The sequence below is a fragment of the Paenibacillus silagei genome (assembly GCF_017874735.1).
Taxonomy (GTDB): Bacteria; Bacillota; Bacilli; order Paenibacillales; family Paenibacillaceae; genus Paenibacillus_AQ; species Paenibacillus_AQ silagei.
The window spans coordinates 401,047-414,161 of record NZ_JAGGLV010000003.1; the positions used below are offsets into that span (position 1 = coordinate 401,047).

Sequence of the window (13,115 nt, forward strand, 5' to 3'; positions counted from 1 at the left end):
CTGATCCCATTTCATTAACGCGATAGGGCAGGACGTTGCGTTCGTGCCGAACAATCAGAGATAAATGTAATGGAGTGGTCATAATGAGGCCATCCGGCCCAATGTAGTCGAAAAACCGATCACATTGTAACAGGGGACGGCGCGCGAGCCAAATGTAATCGAAAAACCGATTACATTGCGACCAGGGACGGTGCGTAAGCCAAATGTAATCGAAAAACCGATTACATTGCGACCAGGGACGGTGCGTAGGCTAAATGTAATCGAAAAACCGATCACATTGCGACCAGGGACGGTGCGTAGAGCAAATGTAATCGAAAAACAGGCATGACAAGACAGAGGCCTTGTCACCCCCAGGAATGAAAATAAGTGGGTGGCATCCGTCGCATCCATTCTAAATGAGGCTGGAGTCGTCAACACTACATATACAAATCAAAGGGCGGAAACGGTTACTGGGACACACCCCGTGCGAAAAACCGTTCTATTGCGCTTTTCGAGCATCGCCTATTGTAGCCCCCAAAAGTACGTGTATTAAATTACACTCACTCGAGCGCATGATTTGTAAACTGACGATGGAGGATGGTTGGAATGGATGCTGTACGTATGTGTTGCGCCGGTCTGGACGTGCACCAGGAAACCGTTGTGGCCTGCGTGTTAAAAGGACCGATCGAACAGAAACCACAATGTCACCTGAAAACCTTTGGGACGACAACCCGAGAATTGCTAGGCCTGCAAGATTGGCTGAGTGAACACGGGTGCCGGGAGGTGGTGATGGAGAGCACCGGCGTGTTATGGAAACCGGTATGGAACATCTTAGAGGGCAGTTGTGACCTCGTCCTGGCCAACGCTAGGCGGGTCAAGAATACGCCAGGTCGAAAAAGTGACATTCAAGACGCGCGCTGGTTAGCGCAATTGCACCGTTGCGGGCTCATTGAAGGCAGTATGGTGCCCGAACAGGAGATCCGGGATTTGCGAGACTTGACCCGTTACCGGAGTAAGATGGTGCAGGCGGTGACGGCGGAGAAAAACCGCATCCACAAAATCCTGCAGGATGCCAACATCAAGCTAACCACCTTTATGTCCGATCTATATGGGGTTTCAGGAAGGGGCCTGCTCCAGAAGATCATGGACGGCGAGGTCATCGACGAAGTGACCGTTAAAAACCTGGTCAAAACCCGTTTAAAAAAGAAAGTGCCGCAGTTGCTAGACGCGCTCAATGGCAAGTTGCGTCGTCATCATCGGGAGATGATTCGAGACCATTGGGACCACTTAGTCTATTTGGAGAAAAGGATCACGGAACTGGAAGCTCGAATCGAGGCGAAGGCAGAACCGTACCTGGAGGTAATTGAACAAATTGACTCCATTCCAGGAATTGAGCGGACGTCTGCCGTGACCATCTTTGCCGAAGTGGGGCCGCATGTCGCGGAAATGTTCCCGAGTGATGCGTAGTTTGCTTCATGGGCGGGGGTGTGTCCAGGGAACAACGAAAGCGCGGGAAAGCGAAGAAAGTCAAAAACGATGCAAGGGAACAAGCACCTGAAAGGGGCGTTGTGTCAGGCGGCTTGGGCGAACGCTCGCTCCTCGAACCGGATCGGCCAATTTTTTCGACGAATTCGTAAGAGACGAGGAGATAAAAAAGCAAACGTCGCCACCGCGCATTTGCTGATTCGAATCCTCCATGCCCTGATGCGGGAGAAAAGGTCATACCAAGAAATAGACGTCTCACTAGGCGATGAGACGTCCAAGAAAAACCGGTTGGATCGGTACGTGCAATATATCCAGCAGTTAGGATATAGCGTGCAACTAAATCCTACCCCATAGTCTTCCCTTTTTCAAAAAAAACGAAACGTTTTTTGGGGGTGGTGGGTCTTTTTTTGTCAAAACCCAGTCTGCGGCGCGTTTTCCGGTACTTTTATTTTCGTATTAAACCGATTACATTCAGACCGGGGATGGCCCGTAGGCCCAATGTAATCGAAAAACCGATTACATTGCGACTGGGGGCGGCGCGTGAGCCCAATGTAATCGAAAAACCGATTACATTCGGACCGGGGATGGCCCGTAGGCCCAATGTAGACGAAAAACCGATTACATTGCGACTGGGAGCAGCGCGTGGAGCAAATGTAGTCGAAAAACCGACCACAATTGGACTGGGTGCGCCACGTAAGCCAAATGTAATCGAAAAACCGATCACATTGCGACCGGGGACGGTGCGTGGGCGCAATGTAGTCGAAAAACCGAACACAATGCGACTGGGGGCAGCGCGTAGGCCCAATGTAATCGAAAAACCGATCACAATAATAGGTGGTTTCGTCCTTACTGATCCAATCCATAAATTTAAACCTGACGATGTACTAGGAGGAGAAAGCGATGCTTAGCTTAATACCCGATCCGAAGCAGGTAAGGTTGACAGAGAAGGAGCCATGGCGGGCCGGCGGGGAATTCCGTCTGCAACTGGCTATGGAAGTGGAAGACCCCCGGCTGGTGCTTCATTGCCGGCGGGCTTTTCCCGGCAGGGAAGTCACCGCCGCCGTCTCGGGAGCAGGCGAGGGATACTCACTGCTGATTGAGGAGATTGTGAGAATCGAGGGAGCTGCGGGAACTGAGGACACTTCAGCGCAGGCTGAACCCGGAGCTTCCGGGCAGGATGCAGCCTGGGCAGTGCCTGGAGAAGCGGGACCGACTAACGGCCGGGCTTCGGCTGCTGATCCTGATGAGACAGACCTGTCCCCACTGAAGGGCCGGGCGGAAGGCTACCTTCTGGACGTTAGCGCAAACGGAGCTGTAATCCGCGCACTCGACGCCTCCGGACTCTATTACGGCTTGCAGACGCTGCTGCAATTGCAGAGCCTGCACGGCGACGGCAGTATTCCGGCGATGTCCATTACGGACTGGCCCGATACGGGGCTTCGGGTGATGAACTTCGATCTGCGCCAGACCTTCTCGAAGCCGGAGCGGCTGATCGAATATCTGGCTGAATTCTCCCGCTACAAGACGAACGCGGTGCTCATTGAATACGAGGACAAGTTCCCATTCCAGACGCACGGGGAATTCGCCCATCCGCAGCACGCGCTTAGCCGGGAAGAGCTGGAGACGCTCCAGGCTGCGGCCCAGGAGCATTATATCGAGATTATTCCGCTGCAGCAGAGCTTCGGCCACCTGGAGTATGTGCTGCGCCATGACGCCTGGAAGCATCTGCGGGAGACCGAGGAATCTACCGGGGAGATCTGTCCGTCCCATCCGCAGACGTATGAACTAATCACAGGCCTGCTTGCGGAGATGATGGAGGCTCATCCCGAATCTCGTTACATCCATCTGGGTTGTGACGAGGTGTACAGCCTGTGCGAATGTGAAGCGTGCCGGAAGGAATTCGGCGGCGTGAGGGAACGGGCCTTCATCTCCTTCCTGAACCGCCTGATCGAATTCACAGCCAGCCGGGGACGCCAGCCGATCTTCTGGCATGACATGCTGGACAAATGCCCGCCCGAGGAGCTGGCGAAGCTTGATCCGCGAAGCGCAGCTATGATCTGGATCTATAACGGCCGCAATATACAAGCGGAAGTTACTTCCCTGACCCATAAGTTCAGAGCGCTGGGCATTGAGGTGATGGGTGCTCCTGCTGTCCGCAGCTTCGACTGGGCGGAGCATCAGAACTACCCGGTCATTGATAACCGGACCGACAATCTGCTGCAGTGGGCAGAGACCGCTGAAAAGCTGGATATCCGCTGTATGGTCGCTACGAACTGGACCGGGCCGTTCAGCCTTGGCGTTCCTTATGGCGTATTCGAGACCACCTGGTATCCGATGCTGCTTCATGCCGATCTAGCCTGGAACCGGCGGGCAGATGCTGGTACGTTCATCGACCGCTTCCTGGAGCTATTCCATGGTGTATCACCCGAGACCGGCCATTCTAAGCTTGGCAATTACAAACTAGAGGATTACTACGATATCATCTGGAAGCTGCGGGAGGAGGTGCAGCGGAATCACGGCTACGCTGAGCTGATCGCGATCATGCATGATTTCGAGGTGGCCACCGACCGCTCCAGGGCGATCCATAAGTATGCCTACCGCTGGGAGCTGTACCCGGGCGACAGCGCGGAATGGCGCTCGCTGCTGAACAATTACACCCGTAACCATAACGGACGCGAAGCAGTCCGGCCCCGGATGCTGGAGGCGCTTCGGCAATACCAGCCCCGGGATATGGCTGAGCATTTCGTGAAATCGCGCTTCTATCTGCATGATTACCTGGAGCGGACGCTCTACCGGGAGATCGGGCTGGCCCAGGGAGAATGAGCACTCAATATACCGAGAGGAGGATGGAGCAATTATGCAGCTGAACGAAGCAAATCTAACGCATGATCAGGCCGCAATGAGCCTGGAGGACAAAATCGCGCTTATGTGCGTAGTCGGCACCCCTTCTATAGCGGCAGAGCCGGAGTTCCGTGAACGGATGTCCGGAAACCGGTTCGGCGGGATTGGCCTGTTCCCTCATAATGTGAAGGATGAGCAGCAGACGCTGAAGCTGATGGCGGAGGTTCAGGCCATTGCCGGAGACTCCGGCATTCCGCAGCCTTACTATGTGTCTATCGATGAGGAGGGAGGCACGCTCTCCAAGTTCAAGACCTTCTATCCTTACATTCCCGGCAACCGTGCTGCCGGATTAAGCCTGGATGCTGAGACCGCCTATCTCCAGGGTAAAATTATCGGCAGCCAGCTCCACGCGCTGGGCATCCCAATGAACTGGGCACCGGTGCTGGATGTGAATACGAATATAGACAATCCGGTTGTAGGAGTGCGCTCCTTCGGCGAAGACCCTGAAGTCGTAGCCGCTTTCGGCAAGGCATATATCCGCGGAATGCATGAGGCAGGCGTGGCGGTAACGGCCAAACATTTCCCCGGCCATGGACAAGTCAGCGGGGATTCCCACGTTGTCCTGCCAGAGTGCGAACTCACAATAGAGGAATTAATGAACGGGCCGCTGTTGCCATTTATCGCTGCCATCGAAGCCGGGGCCGATTCAATCATGATGGGCCATCTCGTCTTTCCTAACATTCCCGAGTCGGCAGGACTGCCTGCTTCACTGAGTCCCTTCTTTGCCGGAGACTTACTGCGCAGCAGGCTGGGCTTCCAGGGTATCGTCTGCACGGATGATATTGAGATGGGAGCGATCAAGAAGAATTTCAACCCGGATGAGGTGGGCGTACTGGCTGTGCTGGCCGGTAATGACATGATTCTGATGTGTCATACGCCGGAATTCCAGGAGCGGGTCATCGCGGGTATCCGAAAAGCTGTTCTGGACGGCGTCATCGCCGAATCCAGAATTGACGAATCAGTCAGCCGCATCCACCACCTCTATGCGAAATTCAGGCAATACCAGGCGGCAGCACAGCCCATTCCGCGTGGGAGCTGGAATGAGGCGGCTCTGCAATATGCACGTCGAACGGTCAAGATCAGCCGCGACCCGCAGCAATTGCTGCCGTTGTCTGCTGAACGCTCATATCTGCTGATCTTGCCGCGCCAGGAGCAGCTCACCATCGCCGACAACTCCGGCGGTCAGACCATAGGCCTTGCCGCGCTGCTGGAAGCCCGGGGCTTGTCCGTGCAGACAGAGTATTGCAGTATGAAGCCGGACGCCGCCGAAATTGCGAACCTGTGCGCCAAGGCCGCCGGCCGCACCGTCATTCAGGGAACACTGAACGCCCATCTGTTCCGGGGACAGCTCGAACTTGCCGCACAGCTTGCTGATGCCGGACCGCTGCTGACCCTGGGGTTACGCAACCCGTATGACGATGCTTACCTGCCGCAGAGTGCCGGCAGCATTCTGCTATGCTCCACCTCCGATTATTCGCTTCAGGCTCTAGCGGAAGTGTTGGTTAGACAGGCTTAATAACTCACTCAAGAGCAGACTCTCATACCATACATGAGGTCTGCTCTCATTTGTGTTGATAGAATAACATAGTATTATTATTGATATATGGGAAATAAGACGGTGTTCGTCACAGAGGAGGATCTACAGCATCTCTGATCCAGCGCACAATCGGCCAGAATTGATCGGTATGGATCAATTTTATCGTTGTATCCATCATTGGTTTGCGGGATGGGCTGCTTTATAATTTCATTGTGCAAGCAATGTAAGCAATGTCATTCTATTAAGGGGCTGCAGCAATGAGAGAACTGAAAGGCAAACAGGTCATTCTTCAAGATAATGATTTGATACGCAGAGAAGAGGCCAACCGCCGGTATCTGATGAAACTGACAAATGACAATCTCCTCTTTAACTATAAGGTGGAGGCAGGAAGATATGACGGCAGAGATATTCCAGCGGATGCACACGGGGGCTGGGAGACGCCGGTCTGCCAGATCCGCGGACATTTTCTGGGACACTGGCTGTCTGCGGCAGCGATCCGGTATCATGAGACCGGGGATATCGAAATCAAGGTAAAAGCCGATCTTATTTTGGACGAGCTGGCTGAATGCCAGAAGGACAACGGCGGGCAATGGGCTGCGCCGATTCCCGAGAAATATCTGCACTGGGTGGCCCAAGGCAAGGCGATCTGGGCGCCGCAATATAACATTCATAAGCTATTTATGGGTCTTGTCGATATGCATCATTTCACCGGGAGCCGTAAGGCGCTTGACATCGCGGACCGATTCGCCGACTGGTTCGTCGATTGGAGCAGTACCTTCACCAGAGAGAAGTTCGATGACATACTGGATATGGAGACAGGCGGTATGCTGGAGGCTTGGGCCGATCTGCTGGAGCTTACCGGGAACGATAAATACACTGTTTTGCTGGAGCGCTATTACCGCAGCAGACTGTTCCGCCCGATACTCGAAAATAAAGACCCGCTGACCAACATGCACGCCAACACGACCATTCCTGAGGTACTCGGCTGCGCCAGAGCTTACGAGGTCACCGGAGAGCAGCGCTGGATGGATATTGTCACGGCTTACTGGAAATGTGCTGTAACTGAACGGGGAATGCTGGCCACAGGCGGTAATACGGCCGGTGAGGTGTGGATGCCGAAGATGAAGATCAAGGCCCGCCTCGGAGACAAGAATCAGGAGCACTGTACGGTATATAATATGATCCGCCTGGCAGAATTCCTGTTCCGGCATACCTCAGATCCGGCCTATGCGCAATATATCGAATACAATATGTACAACGGGATTATGGCGCAGGCCTATTACCAGGAATATCATCTGACCGGCAATAAGCACAGCGACCCCGCCACCGGGCTGCTCACGTACTTCCTGCCGATGAAAGCCGGGCTGCGGAAGGACTGGAGCACGGAGACAGACAGCTTCTTCTGCTGCCACGGAACGATGGTCCAGGCTAATGCGGCGCTCAACAGAGGCATCTATTATCAGGAGCAGAACGATATCTATGTCTGCCAATATTTCCGTTCGGAGCTGACCACCGAGATCCATGGAGAGAGCGTGCGGATTCAGCAATCCCAGGATCATATGAGCGGAAGCATGCTGAACTCCTCGAACACAGCCGGGCAGCAGGAGCTGAATGAGATTACTGCACTTCATGAGAACATGCCGGATTACAGAAAATATGACTTCACCGTCCATACCCGCTCTGCCAGCGAGTTCGCCGTCCATCTGCGGATTCCAGACTGGATCATGTCAGAAGCTGTGATCTATGTGAACGGGGAGCTGCACGGGAAGTCTGCGGATCACTCCGCCTTCTATACGATACTGCGAGAGTGGCAGGACGGCGACCGGATCAGCATTATTCTGCCGGTAGGCATCCGCTTCATTCCTCTGCCGGACGACGAGCAGACCGGCGCGTTCCGCTATGGCCCTGAAGTACTGGCTGGCATCACCGAGAATGAACGGACCCTCTACACCCCGTTAGCGGATGCAGCCGGTGAGATCATCATGGAGAACGAACGGGAATGGGGGAGCTGGCGTTACTTCTTCAAGACCACCCGTCAGGACCCCGGCATCCAGCTCAGAAGAATCCGCGATATCGGGTATGAGCCTTATCAGGTGTATTTCCCGGTGAGAAACGAATAAATATTTTAGCTATGAGGTGATTAACATCAGTCCCTCCAGAAAATTAAGCAGCTTCAGCCAGCTTGATGACTTCATAACATACGGCGGTTATATGGAAATACCGGAGAATCACGGACGGACGCTACAGGAGCTTATGCTTGACTGTCAAGTCAGCTACAGAAGTGAGCACGGGCTCAGCCTGGAATTTGAGTTCCGGCAATGCAGGTTAACGGTGGTTTACACACAAAAAGGCTATTTCGGATCGCAGCTTGACTTCAGCCGCAGAGGACGAAGAGTTACGGGGAGTGACATGCTCCAATGGCAGGATTTTGCCAATTACCTGGCAGAGCTTGGGTTGACCACCGTCAACTTCACTCAGAACAGCAAGAGGATTAGAGCGCAGCTAAGCAACGGACTGCGGGTTATTTTCCAATACTCGGCGGACCATGGCGATTATCTGCTGGATCAGATCACCAGCCGTTACGGCAACCAGAGAAAATTGAACCGCATTATCGCTGAACCAATGATCCTGGATATGCAGAGCATGGGTTGTACGGTCAGCGAATACCTGAAGCACGGCGGTTTCTTCAAGCTGCCGGGGCAGCGGAACCTCCAGTTCCCGGAGCTGCTCACACTTTGCACCGCCAAAGAAAGCCACAGCAGTATCACAGGCACAATATTAGGATTTCAGTTCAAGCGTTGGCTGCTGGAGATCTTTTATGATGAGAAGCTGCAGTTCACAGGCGAGAATATGAAATTCATCGGGGAACACGGAGAGGATAGGAAAGAGGAGGGGCAGCAGCATAACGAATTCCTCACATGGGGAGATTTCCAGGCGTTTGCCCGGTATCACGGCATTCAGATCTTAGAGCAATGCCGCAGCCTGGATGTCATGATTGTCTTCCTGGATACAGGGGCCAATGTGCATTTTAATTATTCCGAAGACCTGAAGGATTATGTTGTCACTGTGTTAGAGGGCGACGGAATGCGCTTGCGCGACAACTACAGGAGAATTTATAAGGATTAATGCGTGTATTCATATGAAAATAAAAAAACCAACAGTGAAGATTTAGAACCTTCATCGGTGGTTTTTTTGCGTATAGAATGAACCTTTTGCCGTGAAAAATTTGACTATGGAAATTCAATTGCCATTTTTTTGCGCATCTGCACGTTGATTAGAGTATTTCCATTCATCAACTTCACGGGGATCAACACCACACAAGTGACTGATTAGAAGCGCCAATGTAACGTTCGGGAGTACCACACCGTACTCAATATTCTGGTAGTTGCGCAAGGTGCATTTCATGGTGTCGTTAATCTGATGTACGATGGATTCTTGGGTATACCCTGCGGCTTTCCGTGCATCCTTTATCCTCAAAATGCAATATCTCCCTCAACTTTTCGGTATGTTTTTATGATAGGGGAGGAGACCCGTTTATTTAACGCTTTATAATACACGAAATATATTGCGTAAATTGTTTTTAGGTATATAATAATAGATGTAAACGGGATAATTAGTAAAATATCCCTTTAAATTGACCGCCGTTTGATTCAGCCTTAGTATCAACTATACGTATGCTTTTAATCCTATTTTATGGGAGGAGATGTGTTAGTTTGGGATCGGTACATTCTATCCGGGAAGAACTGCTCGCGTATATGAACAGAAATCAATTGATACATTCCCATTTTGCAGAGTTAGCGGGTCTCAATTCAGGTACGCTCAGCCGGATCTTAAAAGGTAAACATCCAATCTCTATGGCACAGCTTGCTGCGATTACTGCTGGAATGAAGCTGCCGGAGGACTATTTTTTTGAAGACTACATAGAGGAATGCTTTTCTTTTGTAGTCTCCATGCGGCGGATACGACCCTTTATTTTCCGCTCAGCTGAGTTAGAACGTCTGGACTGTCTTGAACAGATTGTGAATCGTCTGCTGGAGGATTTGTCTTATGCATCTTTACTGTTTGAATTCGCTGAACTTTTCTATGAGGACAATAAAAGCCAAGCTGCAAGGATACTGTATCAGGGTGTGAGCGAAGCCGAAAAGTATCAGCATTCCGAACGGTTAGCATTATGCCAGTACCGTATATTTCAGATTGAATTAGAAGAACAACAGGATCTGGAGGAGAAGTTACGTGCAGCCGCTCAATTTGAGTTGTATGTCAACCGCTTAGACGCAGCCGATCAGCTCGATGCAATGAAACAGCTAATGCATATTTATGGTCTGGTACACAAGTGGAAGAGAGTAGACGAACTCGCTAAGGAAATGCACCGGATTGCATCCGTTCAATATGAGCTGGAAGGCCGCCGATCTAACACAATAGAAGAAAGGGTGAAGCGTCCTGATCGTCCTTTTTACTATTATATCCTGTACGCATACTTAGCCAGATCTACTGCCAGCGAAGAGTGCGGCGACTACAAGAGGGCATTATCCTTTGTGAAATTGTATGCAAATGGTGAACACTGGGTTCAGGAGAATGATGAAGAATCCCGGCAGGTCATTGCACAATTTACGGAATGGGCCGTTGCTAACACTTATCTGTACCGGTTAATGTCCGGAGATTTGGATGTAATACATGAGTACGCAGACTATATAGCTAATCAAGAGGATGAAATATTTGTGGCAGTGCGTTATATGGTTCAAGCGGCGAATGTATTTAAGCTTAATATCGACAGTATCTTAGAGCGGTTCGCGGCATACATACCTTATGAATCCAGCAAGACAGAGTTCGGTGAATACAATCAGGCCATCCTGCAAGAGAGCTACGCGCAATTCCTCATCGACCTTGCAGTCTATTTTTTCAATCACAGCAAGAGTAAGGAACAGGCATTGAACACGGTACTGAAAGGCTTGGAAATATCAATTACGATCAATAGCAGCAAAAATATCATTGTTTTTATGAGTCTTTATGAGCAATATAGGGAATTTACAGATCAGGAACTGGAGGAAAGATTCAAAAATCTATCAAGTGAGGTGTATCAGCCTGTAGTGTTTCAATTGTTATTTCAACGACGATAACCTTGGTGACTACACTGGGACATGGTTGGGGAACTTAATCATTTTCGCGAAAATATACAGGGGTGCTCCTGACATTTCGGGGGCGCCTCTTTTGTTATGTTCTGAAGTTATTTTGTGCAATGCAAAAGACATCCTATTATCTGTCATAAAACCCTAAGATAGCATAAAGGGAGGATTCTATGGTGAACAGAAATATGCTCGTGCAGGTCCGGATTGAACGTGCCCGGAAGCGGCTTCACATTCTGGCGGAGAAACATCATGATCTTCAGCACCCTGCGGTCCTTAAGCAATCCATGGTATTGGATGAATTGATTAACCAGTATAATATGGAGGGAGAGCAGCAGAGATTAATAGAGAGCAGGAAAACACTTGAGAACAAGCATACTTTATATTGAAGATAATGAGAAAATCGGCACTTGGGTCAAAGAGGAGCTGGAGCAGCGGGGATATTCGGTACAATGGCTGCAATCCGGTGAGGGAGCCGAGGCTGAGGTTACGCAGTATGATGTCGTTATTCTGGATATCATGTTACCGGGCTTAGATGGATTCACTATAGGCAAACGGTTAAAAAAAGCGGCCCCCGCCGTTCCAGTGCTGCTGTTGACCGCCCGGACCTCCGTCGACGATAAGGTGGAGGGCTTACAATTCGCGGATGACTATGTGACGAAGCCCTTCCATACCGATGAATTGGTGGCCAGGCTGGAGGTATTAATCCGCCGGAGTGGCGGAGTCTCTTCGGACCGCATTACACTGGGCACTCACATTGAAGTGGACACGAAGCTTCAGACCATCTATGACAAGCGTACAGGAGAAGAGATTATTTTGACAGGGAAGCAGCATCAGATTCTGATGTATTTCCTGCGCCATCCGAATCAGGTTCTGCCGAAGGAACAGCTCTATGAAGCCGTCTGGGAAGAAGCTTATATCCCTGGAGACAAGACGTTACTGGTACATCTCCACCGGCTGCGGCACAAGCTGGAGCGCGACCCGGAGACCCCGGAGATTATTGAGACGCTGAAGGGAATCGGCTACCGGGTGAAGCTATGAAGCAGCCCCGTTCCTTGTTCCGGCATTTTCTTAAGCTGCACTTTCTGTTCATCTTGCTGCCGCCCCTTGTGCTGATGGTATTCTCATCCTTCTTTGGCACTTCCGGGACAGAGCCAAGATTCAATACGTTGAACCTGTTTTACATTACAGTGCTTATGTTCACTGGTATTATTGTGGCGTTCGTTGTTCTATCCTGGCTGTTCTTCTGGAGACTCCGCAAACGTCTGACCCGCTTACAAGAAGCTATGTCCGCTACTCCCGCTGCTGCGGATTCGTCGCCTGAGCCTGTCCTGATTCAAAAGGACCGCATGGATGAAATAGACCAGTTAGGCGGTTCCTTCAACCGGATGATCCGGCAGCTGGAGGACAGCCGCAGGCGGGAGCAGGAAGAGGCAGGGCTGCGGCAACGGCTCATTGCCAACATGTCCCACGACCTTCGGACACCACTGACCATCATGCGGGGACATGTCACCCGGCTGAACAAAGAACCTATGAGTCCAGAAGGACAGAGCTCCTTAGCAGAGATCAACCAGACCATTACCCGGACCGGAGAGCTGATGGATGATTTGCTCTCGTACACCTTGCTTACCTCGGGAAAATATCCCTTCGAGCCTGCACCCACAGACATGGGGCGCCTGGTAAGAGCCTCGGTTGCTGCGTGGTATCCGGTTTTTGAAGAACATGGCATTCAAGTCGATGTTGATTTGCCCGCAGAAGAAACCTTCCACTGGACAGCAGATCCTGGGTGGATGACCCGGGTGCTGGATAATCTGTTTCAGAATATCATCCGCCATGCAGCGGACGGGAAATATGTTTATATTGCTGTAGACGTGCAGCAGGAACGGATTCTTGTGGCTGACAAAGGCCCTGGCATGGATCATTCTGCATACGGTGGCGGGGCGGGAATAGGGCTGTCTACCATACAATACATGTTGAATACAATGACCCTGAAGGCTGAATTCAGCTCAAGCGGGCAGGGGACAAATGTAGTCATTGGCAGAATGTAACCTGAAATTAACCCGGAAGTAAACGGCCTGCCCACCGGGATG

At 51.4% G+C, this 13,115-nt stretch carries 10 protein-coding genes and 1 pseudogene; 10 read left to right on the plus strand and 1 reads right to left on the minus strand.

Annotated features, from left to right (window positions below):
• Window positions 1-585: 585 nt before the first annotated feature.
• The 6 genes and pseudogenes from J2Z70_RS07145 to J2Z70_RS07165 all read left to right on the plus strand — a co-directional run bounded on the left by J2Z70_RS07145 (window position 586) and on the right by J2Z70_RS07165 (window position 9,028).
• Window positions 586-1,446 carry an IS110 family RNA-guided transposase gene (locus tag J2Z70_RS07145; protein WP_245368034.1) on the plus strand — a complete coding sequence of 287 codons (861 nt, stop codon included), beginning with the start codon at window positions 586-588 and terminating at the stop codon, window positions 1,444-1,446.
• A gap of 12 nt (window positions 1,447-1,458) precedes the next feature.
• Window positions 1,459-1,818 (plus strand): annotated as a pseudogene (locus J2Z70_RS33160) (transposase); the annotation flags it as partial.
• A 546-nt stretch (window positions 1,819-2,364) separates the two neighbouring features.
• Complete coding sequence (locus J2Z70_RS07150) at window positions 2,365-4,287, plus strand: family 20 glycosylhydrolase (RefSeq protein WP_245368035.1); 1,923 nt, start codon at window positions 2,365-2,367, stop codon at window positions 4,285-4,287.
• A gap of 34 nt (window positions 4,288-4,321) precedes the next feature.
• Window positions 4,322-5,881, plus strand: coding sequence for a glycoside hydrolase family 3 protein (locus J2Z70_RS07155; RefSeq protein ID WP_209870941.1), 1,560 nt, complete (start codon window positions 4,322-4,324; stop codon window positions 5,879-5,881).
• Between the two features lie 278 nt (window positions 5,882-6,159).
• On the plus strand, window positions 6,160-8,022 hold the full coding sequence (locus J2Z70_RS07160) for a beta-L-arabinofuranosidase domain-containing protein (RefSeq protein WP_209870944.1): 1,863 nt from the start codon (window positions 6,160-6,162) through the stop codon (window positions 8,020-8,022).
• Window positions 8,023-8,038: 16 nt separating this feature from the next.
• Window positions 8,039-9,028, plus strand: a complete 990-nt coding sequence (locus J2Z70_RS07165) for a hypothetical protein (RefSeq protein ID WP_209870947.1) — start codon at window positions 8,039-8,041, stop codon at window positions 9,026-9,028.
• A gap of 114 nt (window positions 9,029-9,142) precedes the next feature.
• Here J2Z70_RS07165 and J2Z70_RS07170 read toward each other — a convergent pair whose 3' ends face one another.
• The gene (locus J2Z70_RS07170; protein ID WP_036726873.1) at window positions 9,143-9,379 is read right to left on the minus strand and encodes a helix-turn-helix transcriptional regulator; all 237 of its coding nucleotides are present in this window, start codon (window positions 9,377-9,379) and stop codon (window positions 9,143-9,145) included.
• A gap of 236 nt (window positions 9,380-9,615) precedes the next feature.
• Between J2Z70_RS07170 and J2Z70_RS07175 the strand changes: the two genes are divergently transcribed.
• The 4 genes from J2Z70_RS07175 (at window position 9,616) to J2Z70_RS07190 (ending at window position 13,073) form a co-directional block, all read left to right on the plus strand.
• Complete coding sequence (locus J2Z70_RS07175) at window positions 9,616-11,019, plus strand: helix-turn-helix domain-containing protein (protein WP_245368036.1); 1,404 nt, start codon at window positions 9,616-9,618, stop codon at window positions 11,017-11,019.
• 179 nt (window positions 11,020-11,198) lie between these two features.
• Complete coding sequence (locus J2Z70_RS07180) at window positions 11,199-11,414, plus strand: aspartyl-phosphate phosphatase Spo0E family protein (protein ID WP_209870949.1); 216 nt, start codon at window positions 11,199-11,201, stop codon at window positions 11,412-11,414.
• Window positions 11,389-12,066 carry a response regulator transcription factor gene (locus J2Z70_RS07185; protein WP_209870952.1) on the plus strand — a complete coding sequence of 226 codons (678 nt, stop codon included), beginning with the start codon at window positions 11,389-11,391 and terminating at the stop codon, window positions 12,064-12,066. Before J2Z70_RS07180 ends, J2Z70_RS07185 begins: the two co-directional genes overlap by 26 nt.
• Complete coding sequence (locus J2Z70_RS07190) at window positions 12,063-13,073, plus strand: sensor histidine kinase (protein ID WP_209870955.1); 1,011 nt, start codon at window positions 12,063-12,065, stop codon at window positions 13,071-13,073. The genes J2Z70_RS07185 and J2Z70_RS07190 overlap by 4 nt, the downstream gene beginning before the upstream one ends.
• Window positions 13,074-13,115: the final 42 nt, after the last annotated feature.

Coding starts and splice junctions, on each gene's coding strand:
- J2Z70_RS07145 (WP_245368034.1), top strand. CDS start 586: ATGGATGCTGTACGTATGTGTTGCGCCGGTCTGGACGTGCACCAGGAA.
- J2Z70_RS07150 (WP_245368035.1), top strand. CDS start 2,365: ATGCTTAGCTTAATACCCGATCCGAAGCAGGTAAGGTTGACAGAGAAG.
- J2Z70_RS07155 (WP_209870941.1), top strand. CDS start 4,322: ATGCAGCTGAACGAAGCAAATCTAACGCATGATCAGGCCGCAATGAGC.
- J2Z70_RS07160 (WP_209870944.1), top strand. CDS start 6,160: ATGAGAGAACTGAAAGGCAAACAGGTCATTCTTCAAGATAATGATTTG.
- J2Z70_RS07180 (WP_209870949.1), top strand. CDS start 11,199: ATGGTGAACAGAAATATGCTCGTGCAGGTCCGGATTGAACGTGCCCGG.
- J2Z70_RS07190 (WP_209870955.1), top strand. CDS start 12,063: ATGAAGCAGCCCCGTTCCTTGTTCCGGCATTTTCTTAAGCTGCACTTT.